This window comes from Segniliparus sp., from assembly GCF_051660745.1.
Taxonomy (GTDB): Bacteria; Actinomycetota; Actinomycetes; order Mycobacteriales; family Mycobacteriaceae; genus Segniliparus.
In genome coordinates this window covers 22,095-40,699 of sequence record NZ_JBOFQF010000026.1, presented here as the reverse complement: position 1 = coordinate 40,699, position 18,605 = coordinate 22,095, and the positions used below count along the sequence as shown (strand labels likewise).

20 protein-coding genes are annotated in these 18,605 nt (G+C 68.8%); 17 read left to right on the top strand and 3 right to left on the bottom strand.

Annotation, left to right across the window (positions count from 1 at the left end; all coding sequences use genetic code 11):
* The first annotated feature begins 4 nt into the window (after positions 1–4).
* The gene (locus tag ACRC20_RS06770) at positions 5–592 is read left to right on the top strand and encodes a phosphatase PAP2 family protein (RefSeq protein WP_438685592.1); all 588 of its coding nucleotides are present in this window, start codon (positions 5–7) and stop codon (positions 590–592) included.
* Positions 593–600: 8 nt separating this feature from the next.
* Positions 601–1,458 (top strand): undecaprenyl-diphosphate phosphatase, encoded by an 858-nt coding sequence (locus tag ACRC20_RS06765; protein WP_438685591.1) that lies wholly within the window; start codon positions 601–603, stop codon positions 1,456–1,458.
* A gap of 46 nt (positions 1,459–1,504) precedes the next feature.
* Here the strand turns inward: ACRC20_RS06765 and ACRC20_RS06760 are convergent, their stop codons facing one another.
* Positions 1,505–1,759 (bottom strand): DUF2530 domain-containing protein, encoded by a 255-nt coding sequence (locus ACRC20_RS06760; RefSeq protein ID WP_438685590.1) that lies wholly within the window; start codon positions 1,757–1,759, stop codon positions 1,505–1,507.
* Between the two features lie 33 nt (positions 1,760–1,792).
* On the opposite strand from ACRC20_RS06760, the gene ACRC20_RS06755 reads away from it, so the two are divergent.
* The 13 genes from ACRC20_RS06755 (at position 1,793) to ACRC20_RS06695 (ending at position 13,802) form a co-directional block, all read left to right on the top strand.
* Positions 1,793–3,241 carry an NCS2 family permease gene (locus ACRC20_RS06755; RefSeq protein WP_438685589.1) on the top strand — a complete coding sequence of 483 codons (1,449 nt, stop codon included), beginning with the start codon at positions 1,793–1,795 and terminating at the stop codon, positions 3,239–3,241.
* A 111-nt stretch (positions 3,242–3,352) separates the two neighbouring features.
* A complete protein-coding gene (locus ACRC20_RS06750; RefSeq protein ID WP_438685588.1) occupies positions 3,353–3,862 on the top strand; it encodes a hypothetical protein in 510 nt (169 codons plus the stop codon).
* Positions 3,863–3,951: 89 nt separating this feature from the next.
* Positions 3,952–4,479, top strand: a complete 528-nt coding sequence (locus ACRC20_RS06745) for a hypothetical protein (RefSeq protein ID WP_438685587.1) — start codon at positions 3,952–3,954, stop codon at positions 4,477–4,479.
* 97 nt (positions 4,480–4,576) lie between these two features.
* Positions 4,577–5,101: a hypothetical protein gene (locus ACRC20_RS06740; protein WP_438685586.1), complete on the top strand. Its 525-nt coding sequence runs from the start codon at positions 4,577–4,579 to the stop codon at positions 5,099–5,101.
* 86 nt (positions 5,102–5,187) lie between these two features.
* On the top strand, positions 5,188–5,703 hold the full coding sequence (locus ACRC20_RS06735) for a hypothetical protein (protein ID WP_438685585.1): 516 nt from the start codon (positions 5,188–5,190) through the stop codon (positions 5,701–5,703).
* Between the two features lie 153 nt (positions 5,704–5,856).
* Positions 5,857–6,189, top strand: coding sequence for a hypothetical protein (locus ACRC20_RS06730; RefSeq protein ID WP_438685584.1), 333 nt, complete (start codon positions 5,857–5,859; stop codon positions 6,187–6,189).
* A gap of 26 nt (positions 6,190–6,215) precedes the next feature.
* On the top strand, positions 6,216–7,352 hold the full coding sequence (locus ACRC20_RS06725; RefSeq protein ID WP_438685583.1) for a hypothetical protein: 1,137 nt from the start codon (positions 6,216–6,218) through the stop codon (positions 7,350–7,352).
* Between the two features lie 82 nt (positions 7,353–7,434).
* Positions 7,435–7,926, top strand: coding sequence for a hypothetical protein (locus ACRC20_RS06720; protein ID WP_438685582.1), 492 nt, complete (start codon positions 7,435–7,437; stop codon positions 7,924–7,926).
* Positions 7,927–8,052: 126 nt separating this feature from the next.
* On the top strand, positions 8,053–8,889 hold the full coding sequence (locus ACRC20_RS06715; RefSeq protein WP_438685581.1) for a hypothetical protein: 837 nt from the start codon (positions 8,053–8,055) through the stop codon (positions 8,887–8,889).
* 67 nt (positions 8,890–8,956) lie between these two features.
* A complete protein-coding gene (locus ACRC20_RS06710) occupies positions 8,957–9,877 on the top strand; it encodes a hypothetical protein (RefSeq protein ID WP_438685580.1) in 921 nt (306 codons plus the stop codon).
* Between the two features lie 67 nt (positions 9,878–9,944).
* Positions 9,945–10,895 carry a hypothetical protein gene (locus ACRC20_RS06705; protein ID WP_438685579.1) on the top strand — a complete coding sequence of 317 codons (951 nt, stop codon included), beginning with the start codon at positions 9,945–9,947 and terminating at the stop codon, positions 10,893–10,895.
* 491 nt (positions 10,896–11,386) lie between these two features.
* Positions 11,387–13,387 carry a hypothetical protein gene (locus ACRC20_RS06700; RefSeq protein WP_438685578.1) on the top strand — a complete coding sequence of 667 codons (2,001 nt, stop codon included), beginning with the start codon at positions 11,387–11,389 and terminating at the stop codon, positions 13,385–13,387.
* Between the two features lie 34 nt (positions 13,388–13,421).
* On the top strand, positions 13,422–13,802 hold the full coding sequence (locus tag ACRC20_RS06695) for a DUF2537 domain-containing protein (RefSeq protein WP_438685577.1): 381 nt from the start codon (positions 13,422–13,424) through the stop codon (positions 13,800–13,802).
* A 39-nt stretch (positions 13,803–13,841) separates the two neighbouring features.
* Here the strand turns inward: ACRC20_RS06695 and sepH are convergent, their stop codons facing one another.
* Positions 13,842–14,603: a septation protein SepH gene (gene sepH / locus ACRC20_RS06690; RefSeq protein WP_438685576.1), complete on the bottom strand. Its 762-nt coding sequence runs from the start codon at positions 14,601–14,603 to the stop codon at positions 13,842–13,844.
* A 229-nt stretch (positions 14,604–14,832) separates the two neighbouring features.
* On the opposite strand from sepH, the gene ACRC20_RS06685 reads away from it, so the two are divergent.
* On the top strand, positions 14,833–17,547 hold the full coding sequence (locus ACRC20_RS06685; RefSeq protein ID WP_438685575.1) for a TNT domain-containing protein: 2,715 nt from the start codon (positions 14,833–14,835) through the stop codon (positions 17,545–17,547).
* On the top strand, positions 17,544–18,065 hold the full coding sequence (locus tag ACRC20_RS06680; protein ID WP_438685574.1) for a TNT antitoxin family protein: 522 nt from the start codon (positions 17,544–17,546) through the stop codon (positions 18,063–18,065). Before ACRC20_RS06685 ends, ACRC20_RS06680 begins: the two co-directional genes overlap by 4 nt.
* Positions 18,066–18,172: 107 nt before the next feature.
* On the opposite strand, the gene ACRC20_RS06675 is transcribed toward ACRC20_RS06680, so the two are convergent.
* A complete protein-coding gene (locus ACRC20_RS06675) occupies positions 18,173–18,583 on the bottom strand; it encodes a hypothetical protein (RefSeq protein WP_438685573.1) in 411 nt (136 codons plus the stop codon).
* Positions 18,584–18,605 lie beyond the last annotated feature (22 nt).

The following is an 18,605-nucleotide window of genomic DNA, read 5'->3' as shown; positions in this document are numbered from 1 at the left end:
CTTGGTGACCGTGCCCGCCGTCGACCAGCAGGCGCACGACTGGTTCGTCGCCCATCGCGTCGGCTGGCTCGACCCGGTCGAGAAGGCGATCAGCCTGTTCGGCAGCACCACCACCGTGGTTCTGGTGACGATGCTGCTCTCCGGGCTGCTGCTGTGGCGGGCCCGCGCGCCCAAGCAGGCCACGTTCCTCGCGATGACCACCACGCTCAGCTGCGTGGTGTTGTTCTCGGTCAAGATGCTGGTCAAACGTCTGCGTCCGCCGTCGGCCCAATGGCTGGCCGACGGGCCGGGCTACTCCTTCCCCTCCGGGCACGCGACGCTTTCGGCCGCGCTCGCCACGGCACTGGTCGTGCTGGTCCTGCGCCGCGCGGCCCAGGCATGGGTGTGGCCGGTCGTCGGCGCGGGCGTGCTGTTCTCCCTGCTCGTCGGGGTCTCGCGGCTCTATCTCGGCGTGCATTGGCTCACCGACGTGCTCGCCGGGTGGACGCTCGGCGTGCTGGTGGCGCTCGCCGCGGGCGCGGTCGTCCGGAAATTCCCCTCGCCCGAGACGGCCCAGTTCGAGAATGCCCAATCCGAGAAGGCCCAGTCCTAGGAGGCTCAATGTCAGCGTTGACGTACGCGCAGGCCGTGGTGATCGGCGCGCTGCAGGGGGTGACCGAGCTGTTCCCCATCTCCAGCCTCGGGCACTCCGTGCTGCTGCCCGCCTGGCTGGGCGGCTCGTGGAACGAGCTGGTCACCCAGGGCGACTCCGGCAAGGGCACACCGTACCTGGCGTTCGTGGTGGCCTTGCATGTGGCGACCGCGCTGGCGCTGTTGGTGTTCTACTGGCGCGACTACATCGCGGTCGTCAAGGCGTTGGCGACCTCGGCGCGCACGCGGCGGGTCGAGACGTCCGAGCAGCGCCTGGCCTGGCTCTTGGTCATCGCCTGCGTCCCGGTCGGCGTGCTGGGCCTCGCCTTCGAGCACCCGCTGCGGGTGCTGTTCGCGAAACCGCTGGCGGCGGCGGTCTTCTTGACGATCAACGGCTTGATCCTGGCGGGCGGCGAGGTGCTGCGCCGCCGGGAGTCGGCAACGCGCGAGCTCGACCAGGTCGGCGTGGCAGGCGCGGCGGGCATCGGAGCCGCCCAGTCGCTCGCCCTCTTCGCGGGGATCAGCCGCTCGGGCGTCACCATGGTCGGCGGCCTGGTCCGAGGCCTCAGCCACGAGGACGCGGCGAAGTTCGCGTTCCTGCTCGCGACCCCGGTGATCCTGGCGGCGGGCGTTTTGAAACTGCCCGAGCTGGCCGGACCGCAGGGCCAGGCTGTCCTGGCGCAGGCGTTGGTCGGCTCGCTGGTCGCGGCGGTCGCCGCGTACCTGTCGGTGAAGTTCCTGACCCGCTACTTCCACAATCACACGCTCGTGCCGTTCGCGGCGTACTGCCTGGTCGCGGGCGTGGCCTCGGTGATCCGCTTCGCGTGAGCCGCGCGGCCCCGGCGAGCCCGCGCGCCGACAAACCCCGCTGCCCCTATAGCCCCCGCTGCGCTGTGCGGTCGCCGCGCCGCGCGGCGCGGCGCTGGCTGAGGAACAGCGCGAACCCGAGCGTCCCCACCACGAGCCCGGCGAGGCAGGCCTCGCCCCAGCCCGACCAGTGGCCGGTCGCCAGCGCCGCGAAGAGGCCGAGGAGCCAGAGCGCGCTGATCGCGATCACGACGGGGGCGGGGTCTTTCCACCTTTGTCCCAGCTCAACGGGCTGCGCTCGCTCGGTCCGCTCGTTCGCCATGCGTCAACCGTACTCGCCCGTTAAGGTCGGCGCATGAGCACGACCCTGCCCGCCGAGGGCACGCGCAACACGCCGCTGTCGGCGGTGGACCGGTTCTTCTCCATCACCGAGCGGGGCTCCAGCGTCGGCGCCGAGCTGCGCGGCGGCGCGGTCACCTTCGTCGCGATGAGCTACATCGTGGTGCTCAACCCGCTCATCCTCGGCGGCAAGCCGGACGTGCTGGGCCACGCCCTCTCCATCGACCAGGTCGCCGCCGTCACGGCGTTCGTCGCGGGCGGGATGTGCCTGCTCTTCGGGGTCGTCGCCAACTACCCGTTCGCGTTCGCGGCGGGCCTCGGCATCAACGCGCTCCTCGCGACCAGCGTGGTCCTCAAGGTCAGCTGGCCCGAGGCCATGGGCCTGGTGGTCGTCGAGGGCCTGCTCATCGTGCTGCTCGGGGCCAGCGGCCTGCGCGAAGCCGTCTTCCACGCGATCCCGCCCGAGATGCGCGCGGCCATCGCGGCGGGCATCGGCTGCTTCATCACGCTCATCGGGCTCGTGGACGCGGGGTTCGTCCGCCGGGTCCCCGACGCGGCGGGGACCACCGTCCCCCTGGGCCTGGGCATCGGCGGGTCCATCGCCAGCCTGCCGACGCTCGTCTTCGCGGTCGGGCTGGGGCTCATGGCGGTGCTGGTGGCGCGCAAGGTGCGCGGCGGGATCCTGATCGGCATCGTCGCGATGACCGCCGTCTCCCTCGCCGTGCAGGCGTTCGCGAAGCTCGGGCCCGGCCCGAAAGGCTGGGGCCTCACCGTCCCCGCCCCGCCGACGGCGGTGCTCTCCGTGCCCGACCTGTCCCTGCTCGGGCAGTTCAGCGTGCTCGGAGTCTTCCACCATATGAGCGTCCTCGGGGCGGCCCTCCTCGTGTTCACCCTGCTCCTCGCGAATTTCTTCGACGCGATGGGCACGATGGCCGGGCTCGGCAAACAGGCCGGGCTGATCAACCCGGACGGGTCGCTGCCGCGCCTGGGCCGCGCGCTCACCGTCGAGGGGTTCGGCGCGGTCGCGGGCGGCGCGGGCTCCGCCTCCTCGAACACCGTGTTCGTCGAGTCCGCCACCGGCATCGGGGAGGGCGCGCGCACCGGCCTCGCCAATGTCGTCACCGGGGCACTCTTCCTCTTGGCCATGTTCCTCACCCCGCTCTACAAGGTGGTGCCGGTCGAGGCCGCGACCCCCGCGCTGGTCGTGGTGGGGGCGATGATGATCGGCAACGTCCGCGAGATCGACTTCGCCAAGTTCGAAGTCGCCCTGCCCGCGTTCTTGACCATCGTGGCGATGCCGTTCACCTACTCCATCGCGGACGGCATCGGCGTCGGCTGCATCGCGTGGGTGCTGCTGCGCGTCGGGACGGGGCGCTGGCGCGAGGTGCACCCCCTGCTCGCCGTCGTGGCGGTGGCGTTCCTGGTGAACTTCGCGGCGGGCCCGATCGAGGGCCTGCTGCGCTAGCTGCGCGCGGGCCGTTCGTCGGCGGAAAGCTCGGATTGACAGCATTCTCGGGATGCGGGAGGATGGCCGCGTGTGCGCCCGAGGGGTGTCGGGATTGCGGAGGAGGATCGGATGCGACGTGCGCTGTTCGGAGTGCTCTCGGTGGCCGTCGGCGTCGCGGGCTGCTCGCATCTGTACGAGCCCCGGGTGGTCACAGTGGCCCGGGAGGCCCCCGCCGGGGCGACTGCCCCGGTCGACGCGGCTGCGGCGAAGAAGGCGTTCTGCGCCGTGTACGCGCAGGAGGTCCGGAAGGTGGAAAGCGCCACCGATCGGTTTATCGCAGCTTCTGCGGGGGACGAGCTGCATCCGGACACCAATTGGGACGACCCGGACCATTGGTTCAGCGACATGGCCGATGACGCGAGCATCATCTTCGGCTATGCGGCGGACGCCGTGGAGCCGCAGATCGCGTCGTCGCTGCCCGGCGATCTGCGCGTGAAGGCGCAGGCCCTCGTCGCGTCGATGCGCACGCTCCAGGACCTCTATGCGCGGCATTCGGCTGTGCGAGACCTCAAAGCCGAGTCCACCGAGCAGTACGGCCCGACGGCGAACGATATCGACAAGCTCTGCGGATTGGCCTGAATCCTGCCGCGCGACGGCTGCGGCCTGGGCCGGTATGCTGGGCGCGTGGTCGTGGGTTCTGGTTTTGTCGTCGTGGGCGATGTCTGGATATGAGGAGGGCTGCGGTGCGGGCGTTCATGGCGATGGTGCTCGGCGGGCTGGCTTTGTGCTTCGCGGGCTGCTCGCATCTGTACGAGCCCCGGGTGGTCACGGTGGCGCGGGAGGCCCCCGCCACGGCGGCGGCCCCGGTCGACGCGGCTGCGGCGAAGAAGGCGTTCTGCGCCGTGTTCGACCAGGAGATCCAGAAGACCGAGGACGCGACAACTCGGTTTGGCGCAGCCTCTGCGGGGGACGAGCAGCACCCGGACACCAATTGGGACGACCCGGACCACTGGTTCCGGGATATGGCCGATGACGCGAGCATTGTCTTCGGCTATGCGGCCGACGCGCTCGAAGGCCAGATCGCATCTTCATTGCCCGGTGATCTGAGCGCGAAGGCGAAAGACCTCGTCGCGTCCATGCGGAAGCTGGGCGAGCTCTACCGCCAGCATAAGGCGGTGGCGACGGTCAAGGACGAGACGTTGCACCAATACGGCCCGACGGCAGACGACATCGACAGGCTCTGCGGGGCGGCTTGATCTCGCCTCTCGGCGCCCGTGGCCCGGGCCGGTATGCTGGGCGCGTGGTCGTGGGTTCTGGTTTTGTCGTCGTCGGCGTGCTGGGCGATGTCTGGATATGAGGAGGGCTGCGGTGCGGGTGTTCATGGCGATGGTGCTCGGCGGGCTGGTTTTGGGTGTCGCGGGCTGCTCGCATCTGTACGAGCCCCGAGTGGTCACGGTGGCGCGGGAGGCCCCCGCAGGGGCGGCCGCCACGGTCGACGCGGCTGCGGCGAAGAAGGCGTTCTGCGCCGTGTACGCGCAGGAGATCCAGAAGACCGAGGACGCGACGGGTCGCTTTATCGCTGCCGCGACCGGGGACGAGCAGCACCCGAAACCGCAGTGGGGCGATCCCGACAAATGGGTCTCTGACTCGGCAGACGACGCGGGGATTGTTTTCGGCTACGCCGCCGGAACGCTGGAAGCCCAGATTGCGCCCTCGCTGCCAGCCGATCTGGGCGAGAAAGCCGAGGCGCTCGTCGCGTCGATGCGCAAACTGCAAGACATTTACACCAACCACCAGGCCACACAACTAGAGCGCGTGTCGAAAGAGGAGTACGGGGCAACGGCCGAGGCCATCGACAAGCTCTGCGGCATCGCCTGACCCCCGCCGGGCGAACGCCAGGGGCAACGCCCGCCTCGGCGTCTCCTCGTGCGGAGGGCTGCCGAGCGGGCCGGTATGCTCGGGCCATGTTCGTGGGATCTCCTTTTGCCGTTGGCGCCGTCGTTGTCATTGCCGCAAGTTTCGGCCTCGCTGGCTGCGACAGGAGCGGCGCGTCCGGGCCGTCGCCCAGCAGCGCCGCCGCCGCGAGCTCGAGCAAGGCCCCCTCGGCGTTGGAGGCGGCCTCGGCAAAGACTGCCGCCTGCGCGGTCTTCAACAAGGCGGTGGAGAACGCGCGGGTGGCGGACAGCGGCTTCCACCACGCCGCAGAGGACCCGAAGCGCCCGCAAGGGCAGTGGACCAGGCCGGTGAGCGATGCGGCGGACAACGCGGCGGTCATCCTCGCTTATGTCGCCAAGGACGTCGAGGCGAACACGGCCAAGCCGCAGCTCGACCCGGCCCTCGCCGCCCAGTTCAAGCAGTTCGTGCAGCTCGCCCGTGACCGGGCGGCCTTGCTCGGCGGGCATGCGGGCCCGGACCGGCTCGACCCGAATGCCGCGCAATGGGAAGGCGTGGCCGACAAGCTGGCCGCCACCTGCAAGTGAGGCAGGGGGCCGCGCGCTTCGCGGCCCGCCCGCCCGTTTTGGCAACTCTTGTGCAGGTCCGGGGGATGCGGTAGCCTCGTCGGCACAGAGATTCTAGCGATTCCAGGGATTCCAACGGGAATCGAGGGCGACGAGGCGGAAATGAGGGCCGATATGGCGAGCGGGATCGAGAACGCCGACGCGGGGCACATCCACGACGAGGTCGCGGCCCTGTTGAACCGGGCCGACGACATCGCGCACAAGGCGGTGGGCCTCGCCGAGCGCTTCCACGAGGCCTCGACCGGCGTGCAGTACCCGGACAACGCCATCGGCGCGTCCGCGCGGCGGGTGCTCGAATCGCACACCGCCAACCGCGTGGGGCAGATGGACAGCTTCGTGGCACGGCTGGACGGATTGATCGCCAAGACCCGCGCGGGCGTCGGGGTGCAGGACGAGCACGACGGCTCCTCCGCAGGCCAACTCGCCGAAGTCGGCCGCGAGATCTAAGGCCCGCTGCGGGTAGGCTTCGAGAAATGGGCCTGCTCTACAACCCGTTCGCCGGACGGGTCTCTCTCGAGGCGCTCGGCCGCGCGGGCCAGTACGGCCCGCCCGCAGGCCTGCCCGAGCCCGTGCCGATCCCCGCCCTGGACTTGCACGAGCGCGGCGTCTCCGAGCTCGGGGCCGACTTCCCCGACTTGTACCAGCGGGTCGTCGGGCGGCGCGGGACCCTCGCGGACCAGGCCCAGCGGCTGTTCTCCGGCGTCGGCCAAGGGTTCAGCGGCGCGGCGCAGGTCGCCCAGATGCTGGTGGGCGGCTGGCCCGCGGGCGTGCTCCTCGACCACGGCTCCGCCGCGTCCAAAGCCGCGCTGCACGCCTGGAACACCGCGTTCTTGGGCGCGAGCGCGCTGCAAGCGGGCTTCGGCCTCGGCGCGCGGTTGCCCAAGGACGAGCAGCGCCGGGCCGATGCGCTGCGCGACCGGCTCGCCGAGGAGGACTGGCAGGAGCGCGGCAAGGCGAAAGGCGCGCCCAAGCCCGCGAACGGCCTGGTGGAGCTGGTCACGGCGGTCCCGCCCGAGTTCGTCGAGCTGTGCGCGGTCGACAAGTCCTCGCTCGTGCGGAACAAGGCGCGCGCCGAGGAGCGGCTCAAGGAGCTCGACGCGGTCGCGGCCCTGACCGAAGACCCCGTGTCCCGCTACCGCGAGCTGGTGCGCCGCCAGGGCCGGACCAGCCCCGCCCCCTGGTCGCTCGCGGTGGAGTGCGTCTACGCGCTGGAGAACGAGGAGTTCGGGGTCGGCCTCGCCGTCGAGGTGGACCCGTGGTCCCTCCTCGTCGTCGGTTCCTCCGCCCCGGCCTCCTCCGAGCGCGACCTGGTGTTCGCGCAGTGGGCCGCGCACGACGACGCGGTCCTCACCCAGCGCGGCTCCGAGGACGAATGGACCTCAGGGGCATACGAGCGCTACATCGAGCAGTACACCCAGGTGACCCGGTGGGGCCGGGACACCAAGCAGACCCGACCGCCCCGCCCCACCGTGTTGGAGCTGCTCGCGCGCCATCCGCTGCAGGAGTGGGCGGAGCCTGCCGCCGAGGAGTACGTCCAGTCCCGCACCCTCCTCGTGGGCCACAACCGGCCCCCGCCGAGGGAGTCCCCGGCGGGCCCGCGCGAGGGTTGACAGGACGGCCGGGTTGCCCGATGATGGTCGGTATTGATCTGCTCGGCGCCGAACGCGCCGTTCGAGAAAGGAACGGGAGCTCATGGCGGGGTTGACGATGGACTACCTGACCGGCGACCTGAAGAGCGCCGCCCAGCTCATCGACCAGAAGCACTACTTCCCCGACTTCGACGAGGCGCAGTTCACGCAGCTCGCGGCCCTGGCGCAGGAGATCCAGGCCGAGGTCGAGGAGCTGCACGGCGACCTCGCCGAGCTCAAGGCCAAGACCGCGCAGGCCGCGGCGGGCGCGTTGGAGCGCGGGATGCACACCGAGCTCGCGGAGGCCTCGCAGGACGCCCAGTCGGCCCTCGCGGACTGGGGCGAGACCGCCGCCGCCCTGGCCAAGGGCGCGGACTGGGTGCAGTCGCGCCGCGCGGGCTTCTTCAAGATCGTGCTCGTCTACTGGCAGCAGGCCCAGTCCTTCGGCTGCCCAAACCCCGGCAGCCTCGACGCGGTCCTCATGTCCGACACGTACGGCGTGCTGGAAGAGGCCCGCCGCGCCTGGGAGGGCATGGTCGAGAACTACGAGGCGTAGCCGCCAGCCTCGCGTGTTAGGCTCGGGATTATGACGGGTCGGTTTTCTGTGGGTGGGGTGTTGGCGCTGCTTGCTGGTGGTTTTTTGGTGACGGGTTGTGGTTGGAGTCCGGTTCAGGCTCCGCGTGTGACGATTGTTTCGTCGGTGTCGCCGGGCGCGGATCCTGCGGTTGCGGCGCAGAAGGCGGCGTGCGCGGCGTTCCGCGATGGGGTGGCGAGTTCGAACACGGCGAACCAGACATATTTGAACGCGGTCAACGATCCGAAGCGCGTGGGCAACCAGTACGACAAGCCGACCACGGATGCGGCGAATGCTGCTGCGGTGATCTTCATGTACGCGTCTGACCAGATCGAAGGGGCGATCACGCCGCAGGTGCCGAAAGATCTGGCGGGCAAGCTCATGGACTTCGTGCAGATCTTGCAGGAGCGGGCGAACCTCTATGCCCAGCACAAGGGGGGCGCGGAGCTGAACGTGAGCGCCGATAAGTACACGCCCGCTGTGGAGGGACTGCTGAAAGCGTGCCCGACGGGTTCCTCCGATGCCACGCCGCCGAAGCCGACCGTTGCCTCGGCATCGAACGCTGATCAGGCGAAACAGGCTTTTTGCGGCGCGTATGGGAAGCAGATCCAGCAGACGGATGACGCGAAGGAGCGTTTTGCTGCTGCTACAAGAGGCGACGAGCGTCATCCGGACCCGCAGTGGAAAGACCCGGATCAATGGCTTGCTGGGCAGGCGGCAGACACCGGCATCGTTTTCAAGTACGCGGCAGATCTCGTAGAGGCGCAGATCGCGCAGCAGCTTTCCGCGGACATTGCCGATAATGGGAAGGCTCTCGTGGCAGCCATGCGGCAGCTTTCGAAGTTATATACGGACCAGGCCGGTACGGATGATCGGTCTGCGGTCTTCAAAAGCGACTATGCCCCTGCTGCGGATGCCCTCGACGCGGCCTGTGGGATTGCTTGAAGACTGAGCTGCTTGGGCGGTACTGGGTTGACGGCGGGGTTTCGCTGGTCGTGTTAGGCTCGGGATTATGACGGGTCGGTTTTCTGTGGGTGGGGCGTTGGCGCTGCTTGCTGCTGGTTTTTTGACGACGGGTTGCGACCGGGGGCTGATCGAGGCTCCGCATGTGACCATTGTTTCGTCGGTGCCGCCGGGCGCGGATCCTGCGGTTGTGGCGCAGAAGGCGGCGTGCGCGGCGTTCCGCGATGGGGTGGCGAGTTCGAACACGGCGAATCAGACGTTCCTGCACGCGGTGGACGATCCGAAGCGTGGGAGCGTGAGCTACGACAAGCCGATGGCGGACGCGGCGAACGCTGCGGCGGTCATTCTTCCCTATGTGGCTGATCAGATCGATGCTGCGATCACCACGCAGGCACCGAAGGATCTCGCGGGCAAGCTCGGTGATTTTGTGCAGATCTTGCGGGAGCGGGCCAACCTCTACGCGCAGCACGCGGGCGAGGACGAGATGAACGCGAACGGGAACAAGTACACGCCGACAGCTGGGGACCTCCTGAAAGAGTGCCCGGCAGGCTCATCCGACACTACGCCACCGAGGCTGCCTGTCGCTCCTGCATCGAGCGTTGACCAGGCGAAGCAAGCTTTCTGCGGCGTCTACACGAAACAAGTTCAAAATGCAGAAGATGCGACTGACCGATTCCTTGCTGCTGCTAGCGGCGATGATCGTCACCCAAAACCGCAGTGGGGCGACCCGGATCAATGGGTGGCTGGTGCAGCTGCCAATGCAGCGATTATCTTCAAGTACGCAGCGAGTACCCTCGAAGCTCAGACCCCACCTCCAGGTTCCATAGAGAAGGTGAAAGCGCTGGTTACTGCCATGCGGAAGCTGGAGGAACTTTATAGCGCACAGAAGGCAACGCAGCTTCAAAGCGCGACCGAAGATGAGCTTGAGCCTGCAGCTGCTGCTGTTGGTTCGGCGTGCGAAACCTCCTGAAACCGAGCTGCCTGATCGGTATTGGGTTGACCGGCGGGAGCGCGTCGAAGCGTGTTAGGCTCGGTCTATGATCGCTCGGTCTTCACTTAGCGCAGCATTGGCGCTGCTCACGGCAGGTTTTATGGTTGCTGGATGCGAGAGGGGCGGGGCGCGGACTCCGGGTGCGAGCGGCAGCTCGTCGGCCAGTGTGTCCGCGACATCGAGTGTCGATCCTGCGGTTGCGGCGCAGAAGGCGGCGTGCGCGGCGTTCCGCGATGGTGTGGCGAGCTCGAACACGGCGAACCAGACGTTTTTGCATGCGGTGAATGATCCGAAGCATGAGGGAGATCAGTACGACAAGCCGATCACGGATGCGGCGAACGCTGCTGCGGTGATCTTCATGTATGTGTCCGATCAGATTGAGGGGGCGGTCACGCCGCAGGTGCCGAAGGATCTGGCCCGCAAGCTCATGGATTTCGTGCAGATATTGCAGGAGCGGGCGAACCTCTATGCCCAACACAAGGGCGGCGTGGAGCTGAACGTGAGCGCCGATAAGTACACCCCTGCCGTCGACGAACTGCTGAAAGAGTGCCCATCGGGATCTTCGGATGCTGCGCCGCCGAAGCTGACACCTGCGTCAGCTTCGAGTCCTGACCAGGCGAAACAGGCTTTTTGCGGTGTGTTCAACAAGAACATCCAGCAGACAGAAGACGGGATCACAAGGTTTGGGGCCGCAACCCGCGGAGATGAGAATCATCCCAACACCCAGTGGGATGACGCGGATCAATGGCTTACTGGTCAGGCTCAAGACACGGGGATTATTTTCAAGTATGCGTCAAATGCGATTGAAGCCCAGGTCGTGTCCCCGTTATCCCCGGACTTAGAGGGGAAGGGGAAGGCGTTAGTCGCAGCTATGAGAAGACTTGGATCCCTCTATGCGGATCAGAAGAGCACAGATTCGATGAAGCAAGCGATACATGAGCCCGGCGGTTATGGAGAGAGCGCGGAAGCGGTAGACAACGCGTGCAAGGCATCGTAGTTGCTGCTACTCTGACTCCCGAGTGGCCTGCGATACTTGCCGGTCACAGAATCCATGGGTGATGTTACTGGCAGGGCGTTAGCAGTAAGGAGCGGACGATGGAGTTTGGAGGGTCTGGTGATGCCTATGTAGGTAAGGGTGACTCCACGCTCACGAAACGACCGGGTATAGAGGCGCAGGCTCAGGAGGGTAGGGCGGACGCGAATCCAGGAGCGCCCAAGCGCCGCTTTGGCACAGGCGGCGATCAGGTGAGTCATAAGGAGGACCGAGGTCCGGCTGGCGGGGCGGATACGGGTAAATACAGAGATAGTGCTGACTCCTATGAAGGGAAGGGCGATAAGGTCGCGCCAGTAAAAGATGCGGCTAAGGAGCAGTCGGCGGCGAGGGTAGCTCCTGTAAAGCTGGCAAACGCGCCGACTGCGAGTGGCGGGACGCAGGCTCCTGTCGGGGGTTTTGCGGGAGGAAGTGCCCGCATTGACGATGTTTCACATGTGGGTACAGAACAAGCTGCTGCCTTCAACGAGTTCGGGTCCACGCAGGCTCCGTCGGTGATGTTCACCCCGCCGCCGTCGGCCCCCGCGTCCTCCGGCTTCCGCTCGTCGGCCCCGTCCGCGCCGAGCACCCCGGCGAGCGCGCCCGTCGCGAACTCGCTGATGAACAACAGCGGCCTCGCCGCGAGCAACATCGCGCAGCAGCCTGCCAATATCAACGCGATTCAAAACGCGGACGCCGCGAAGCAGGCCGCAGCCGCGAACCCGCAGCAGGGCGCCGCGCTGAGCCAGCAGCAGGCCCCGCAGCAGCAGGCGACCCCGGCGGCGCAGACGCACAGCGCGCCGCCCCCGGTGGCGCAGCCCGCCGCGCCCGCGCACCCGACCCCTGCCGCGCAGACCGTCCAGGCCTCCGCCTCGGCTCCGACCTCCCCGATGTCCCCGGGCATCCGCGAGGGCGCGATCCCGCTGCACCAGCAGCCCGCCTCGACGGGCTACCAGGCGGTCCCGGCCCAGCCGGTCGCGCCGCCGCCCGTGCAGCCCGGCTACCAGCAGATCGCGCGCGGCGTGGACCCGGTCACCGGCTCCTACACGGGCACGCAGGCCACCGGAGCCAACCCCTATCCGGTGCCGACGCAGGCCCAGGTCTTCCCGTGGCAGGACCGCGACCGCCGCAAGAGCTTTTTGACCGGCGCGCCGTCGGCCGCCGCGTGGTGGGACGAGGCGGTGCGGATGCTGCTCAAGGGCCGCCGCATGCGCGGGGACGACGACGGCTCCCGGCTCTCGCGCATCGCGCGCCTCCTGGTCGCGCCGCCCGCCGAGGGCGCGCCCGGCTGGGGCCTGGTGGACGGCGCGCTCGCCCCGGAGTACGCGTTCGTCTTCGCCCGGCATGTCGACCTCGGCCCGGTCTGGTACTTCACCTCGAACCAGGGCCCGCAGCTCGCGCCGCTCTCCGCCGACGGCGTGCCCGCCGAGGTCCGCCCCGCGCTGGAGTCCTGGCCCGGCGAGTGGTCCGAGGCCATGGCGCTGTTCGGGCGCAGCGAGTCCGCCTCCCTGGCGGCGGTGCGCTTCGCGGAGGGCATGCAGCGGCTCAAGAAGATCGACCAGGTCTACGCGGTGGTGTCCACCGAGAAGCTCGGCCAGGACGCGCGCGACGCGGCCTCGCGGCTGAACGCGAACGTGGCGCTGTCCGAGGACGAGCACCTCGCCGAGACGGTCGTCCTCGACCTCCCCACCGCCGTCGCCTCGGTGCCGGGCTTCCAGACGATGAAGCTCGGCGAGACGGCGTGGGCGCACCCGCTCGCGACCGCGAACCGCCCCCTCTACGACCGCCTCGGGCGGCTCGCGAACGCGATCCCCGAGAAGGGCGAGCAGGGCTGGGGCGCGCCGGGATGGCGCGCGGACGCCCTCAGCTGGCTCGGGACGGTGTGGATCGAGTCCGCGCTGCGGGCCGCGCCGACGAACTGGGCCAACGGGGCGCACGGCTGGAGCGCGTTCGTCTCGGTCGTCACGGACTCGCTCGCGAATATCGCGCCGGGCGCGGTGCCCCGCCCCCGGCTCGACACGCTCTGGCAGGCGTTCGACAACGACGCGAAGGCGTACGCGCCGATGACGCTGCGCTCGGCGCGGGCCTGGCAGATCGGCAATATCGCCGGGGTGCCCGAGTCGGAGCGCTGGCAGCTCGAGGCCGCGCTCGACCCGGCGCAGGCGGGCATGCGCGCCGAGCGCGCCGGGTTCACGTTCGATATCGCGTGGCAGGTGGTCCTCGCGTGGCAGGCCGCGCGGGTGGTCGGCTCGAAGGCGTGGGGCGCGGAGGACAACGCGCCGCAGCACCCCCAGACGTGGATCCACGACCTCGGCTACCTCGTGCACAAGCTCCGCTCGGGCAACCTCGCGGGCGCGGGCGCGGCCCTTGGGCAGCTCGACCGCTTCGAGGCCTGGGCTTCCGCCCACGACCCGCACGGCTCGGCGCCCATGCCGGACCTGCGCCGCTTCACGGTCTAAGGCGAGGCCCGCTGCCCGTATGATGGGCGCCAGCATGGTCGAAGAAGAACACGAGCTGCGGCAGGAGCCGCAGGACGCGCAGCCAGATCCCCCCGTCCCCGAGGAGGAGCCGGGCGAGGAGCCCATCGCGCCGGACACCGTCCGGGTCGGCTTCGCGCTCTCGCTCTACGCGGCGGCGGCCACGGCGGTCGTGGTCGTCGCGGTGACGCAGGGGCTCTTGGAGCTGCAAGTCGCCTTCCCCATCGGCCTGGTCGTCGCGCTCGTCGTGAACATCGGCGTGGTGGCGGGCGTGATCCCCGCGATGCAGGTCTGGCGGCGCACGCCGGTGCTGCGCTGGCTGGTGTGGGGCAGCTGGGCGGGCGCCTTCGTCGGCTGGGCCGTCGTGATCTTCCTGGCGGTCCTCACCGCGATCTGAGCGGTCCTCAGCCGGCGATCTGCCGTCCTGGCCTTCGGCTCAGGAGCCGGAGCGCACGCCGATCAGGACCTCGTCCCACGAGGGCAGCGCGGGCTTGCGGCCCTTCTTCCCGGCCGGGTGGTTGTCGGCGGGCGGATGCTCCAGCGCCGGGGCCTCGGGCGCCTTCGGCGCGGCGGCCTCGTGGGCGGGCTGCGCGGGCTTCTGCGGCGCGACCGAGCGCAACAGAGGGGCCTTCTCCGGCTCCACGATCGCGGCGGCGTGCTCGTCGAGGGCGGTCACGGTCCCGCCGTGCGCCCCGGGGAAGAACTGCCAGTGCGCCACATTGTGCGAGCGCCCGACCTTCCAGCGCAGCTGCACGATCCACACCCCGTCGCGGCGCAGCGCGTCCCAATGCGCGGCCTCCGGGTCGTGGCCAAGGCCGGTGAGGCGGGCGGCCACCAGCTGGCCGAGGTTCTGGGAGTGGTCCGAGCGGGCCGGGAACGCGGCGGAGGCGAGGCTCGCGACGCGCGAGCGCTCCAGCAGCACCGGGCCCGCGAAACGGCGGACCCGTTCGAGCGCGACGTCCGAGTTCGCGGCGACTTGCTCCACGGTGGCCCCGGCGCGGATACGGGCCTGGATGTCCCTGGGCGAGAGCGCCCCCTCGGCCTCCATGTGCAGCTGGCCGAGCTTGGGGCGGTCCCCGTTCGCCGCCGCGCGCAGCGTCGGGTCCGCGGGCACCGAGAACTGCTCGCCGTCGTGGGGGTCTTCGAGCAGCACGTTCTCCCCGCCCGGTTCGAGGCCGACCACCCTCAGCGCGCGCATACCGCCTCCTCAGGTGTCGTTTCATCTCGTCGCGGGCCCGCTCACGGACTCGTCTCGACAGAGTAACGCCCCCGTGACCCGAAGCCCGGCAGACACGCTGGGCGCGAGCGTTGTCGAGGCCCGATGGAACCGATCGGGCCCCGCGCGCGTCATACTGAATGGCAGCGCCGGCGGGGACCGGCGGAAACGACGTCGGGCCTCGGGCCGGGCGGTTGGCGAGGAGCGGTTCATGTCGGTCAAGGCGAAAGCGCATTCTTCGGCGGGGCATATCGACGGGAAGGCGAGCAAGGCGAAGGGGACCGACCCCGAGGCCGAGGTCGGCGTCGACGCGGTGGGCATGGGCTCGTTCGACCCGTTCCAGATCCTCTCCAGCTTCGTCCTGAACCTCATCGAGGCGCACGTCCCCCCGGTGAAGCACGCCCTCGACGTCGTGACGGTGAACGAGGGCGCGGCCCGCCAGCAGGCCGAGCTGTGGACCTCGGGCCTGCCCGGGGAGCTCATGGACCAGCACGGCGAGATGGCCACGGTCGCGGCGGGGGTCGCGGCGAACTGGACGAGCAGCGGGGACGACACAGCGGCCTCGGTGGAGTTCCTCGCCCGGCACATGGCGCTGCAGGAGCTGATCCGCGCGGTGTGCAAGGGCTGCGAGGGCGTCGGCTGGCTGATCGGGAAGGCCACGGACCTCATGGTGAAGGTCCGCGACAAGATCAAACAGTGGGTCTCCGAGCTGTTCGCGAAGATCATGGAGCGCGCGGCCATGGCGCTCGCGACCAGCTGGATCCCGGGCGTGGACGTGGCGACCACCGCAGAGTTCGTCATCGAGTCGGCGATCCGGATCGCGAACTTCCTCCAGGACGCCTACGACCTGTTCACCAGGGTGAAAGACGCGCTCAACACGGCGCAGCAGGTGATGGCGGACCTGAAGGACGGGATCGACCAGATCCACGACATCCTCGGGGCCATGGGCGTCGACGTGCCCGCGCTGACGACCCTGAGCAAAGGCGTGGAGGCGATCTCGGCGCCGATCAACAAGGCGGCCGAGTTCGCGAACCAGGTCGACGACAAGATCGCGCCGACGGCGGCGGCCCTCGACCAGGCCGCGGGCTCGGTCGACGAGTTCAAGGCCCACAAACCCGACCTCAAGCGCCCGAAGGGCGGGCACGGGGGAGCGGGCTCGGAGTCCCATGACGGCCACGGGGGCGGCGAGCACGGCGGCAAGGACCACACGCCGATGCAGGGCCCCCACAGCGGGCACGAGGGCAACACGCCCCACGGGTCGGGCGGCGGCACGCAGCACAGCGGCACGTCCGGCGGCGCCGGAGGGAACGCGCCCATCGGCATCATGCCGAAGAGCCCCGGCGGGTCGCACAGCGGCGGCGGGCTCGGGGGGATCGGCGGCGCCTCGAAGCCGTTGCCCCATGTCGACGGCAAGCCCGTGAACCCGCACCAGTTCGCGGCGATGGCGAACCACGGCAAATCCGGCTCCGCCACCGGCGGCTCCCAGCACGGCGGCACGGGCGCGACGCACGGCGGGGCGGGCACCCAGCACGGCGGCACGGGTGCGACGCACGGCGGGGCGGGCACGACGCACGGCGGGGCGGGCACGACACAACAAGGCGGAACCGGCGCTCAGCACAGCGGCGCGGGATCGCAGCATTCGGGCGCGGGGCTCTCGGCAGGCTCGCAGCATTCGGGCGCAGGAGCGGCCACCGGCTCGATGAGCGCGGCTCCCGTGGCGGAGAAACAAGGAACCGGCACGTCCGGCGGCCCCCAGCACGTCAGCGCGAATGCGGGTGGCGCGGCTCCGAGCCAAGGCGGGCAGCAGCACGGCGGAGTCCAGCACTCCGGCGCGAACGCGGGAACGCAGGGCGGGGCTCCGCACGCAGGCGCGAACACGGGCGGCGGCTCCGGCGCCACTGGCGCCGGCTCGTCCGCCACATCCGGGTCGACGAGCGGGGACCACGGCAGCAAGCCGCACCACGCCGAGTCCAAAACCGCTGGCGGCTCAGAGCAGACAAAGCCCTCCGCCACGGATCCGAAGCACACCGGTGGCACGCAGCAGCATCACGACGAGAAGCGAACCACGGGCGCTCAGGACGCGAAGCACACTGCTGATCCGAAGCACACAGGCGCCCAGGATGTGAAGCATCACGACGAGAAACACGCTGGCGCGACTCCGCAACATCACGACGAGAAGCATGCGACGAGCGGCCAGGACGCGAAGCACACCGGCGCGGGCCAGCAGCCGGTCGACCATCATGCAACTCAGCAGGCGACTCATTGGCAAGATTCGATTCACTCTGGCCAGCAGCATGGGGGAGATTGGGATAGGCGGCACGACGACCCGGACGAACACAAATTCCGTACACATGGACAGGACTACGGCCAGCCCTTGGATCAGCACGGGACCGCCCCGGACTACCCGCATAGGACTGACGAAAACGCGCGTACGCATGATCTGATCCGTGATCACGGTGCTCCGTGGGGGCGTGATGAACACGGCAATCCCCTCGATAAGAATGAGTACGACCGCCGTTACTCCGAACCTCCGGTGCCTGGGGAGAATTGGGAACATCCGCATTATCCGCCAAACGCGGGCGCTGTGCCGGGAACAAGGGTGGAATACCACTCGATGGATGCTTTCCGGCGGGACTATGGTTCGCAGCTCGACAGGATTGGCCATCCTGGTGGGGAATACCTGGGGCTGCGCCCGGAAGGTGTTCCTGCCTCTTTCGAGCAGCGGGGACTCCCCGTCTCATCGTTGGGCAAGCCTTACCATGAGTACGAGTTTTCGGGAACCTCGCTCCCGAGCAACTGGAAAATAGAAGTGTCCGAGATTGCTCCGGCTTTCGGGCGCGAAGGTGGCGGCACCCAGGTAGTTGTGAAAAACCACCTGGGCAATCCGGTATCGGTCAATGACCTTAAGGAGATGGGAATATTATGACGGCCACTCTTGCTTTTAGTCCCGAGCTGATCGAATGGGCTCGTCGGACCTACTGGGACTTCACCCCTTCGAACGAGGCGGGCGGAGCGACCTTTTGGTCTGTTCCTGACGGAGAAACTCGCTATGACGTGAGTGCTGCGCCATCTGGTTGGCTTGAGGTCGTGAGATTGGGCCGCTACGGCGAACGGAGCGCGGAGTTCTCGGTTTCCGAGGTTAAGGTCGCAGAGCATTATTTTTGGGGAGAGTTCGGCAAGGATGTCCGCGAGAGCTTGTCGCTTCCTCGGCTTAAATTCCCCAGGGACAAACAAGATGTTGCGCCCGGTTACAGCATAAAAGAGCAAGGCGAGCTGCTCGAGTTGGTTGATTCTCTCGGAAACGCTGTTGCGCGTAGTGGGACCGGGGTTCTCGAAGTCATGAGATTCGCCCAGCTTTCCCATTTTCTTAGCGCTTCACTAGAAGACATCAAGGCGTCGTTTCTGAGTCAAGACGGCAGCCCGTTACTTGCGCTGCATGGCTGAGGGATCGAGGGATAGCTGCTGATCGGGAGCCGCGATCCCGCGAAGAAAATTTTCGGAGACGCGCGAGCGGGTCAGCGACAAGAGAACCTCTGAGCGGGCGAGTCGCCTCAGCCTGCGTCCGGCTTGTCTCGGTCGAGCTCGGCGCGCAGGTCGGCGAGCTTTTCCGAGGCGGCGCGGCGCAGCTCCTCCTGGCGGGCTTCTTCGCTGACGGCGGGGGCGGACTGGCCGAAAACCTCTTCGGCGGCGAGGCTGGTCGCGATGCGTTGGCGTACGTAGTCGAGGGTCGGGACGCCGCCGGGGGTGTAGCCGTCTGCGGCGGGCAGGCCGAGCGGGGGCGCGGGGATGCTCTCCGGCTCGGCGTCCACGAGCTCGGCTTCGACGATCTCGATCGGCTCGGAACCGCCGGGCAGGAGGGCGAGCTCGCGCCCCCGCTCGGCCCCCTCGGGGGCTCCGGCTGCGCTCGGCGGGCCGTCTGGGCGGGATTCGGCTTCACGACCGGACGGTTCTTGGCCGGACAAGCGGTTCTCCTGTTCGCAGCGG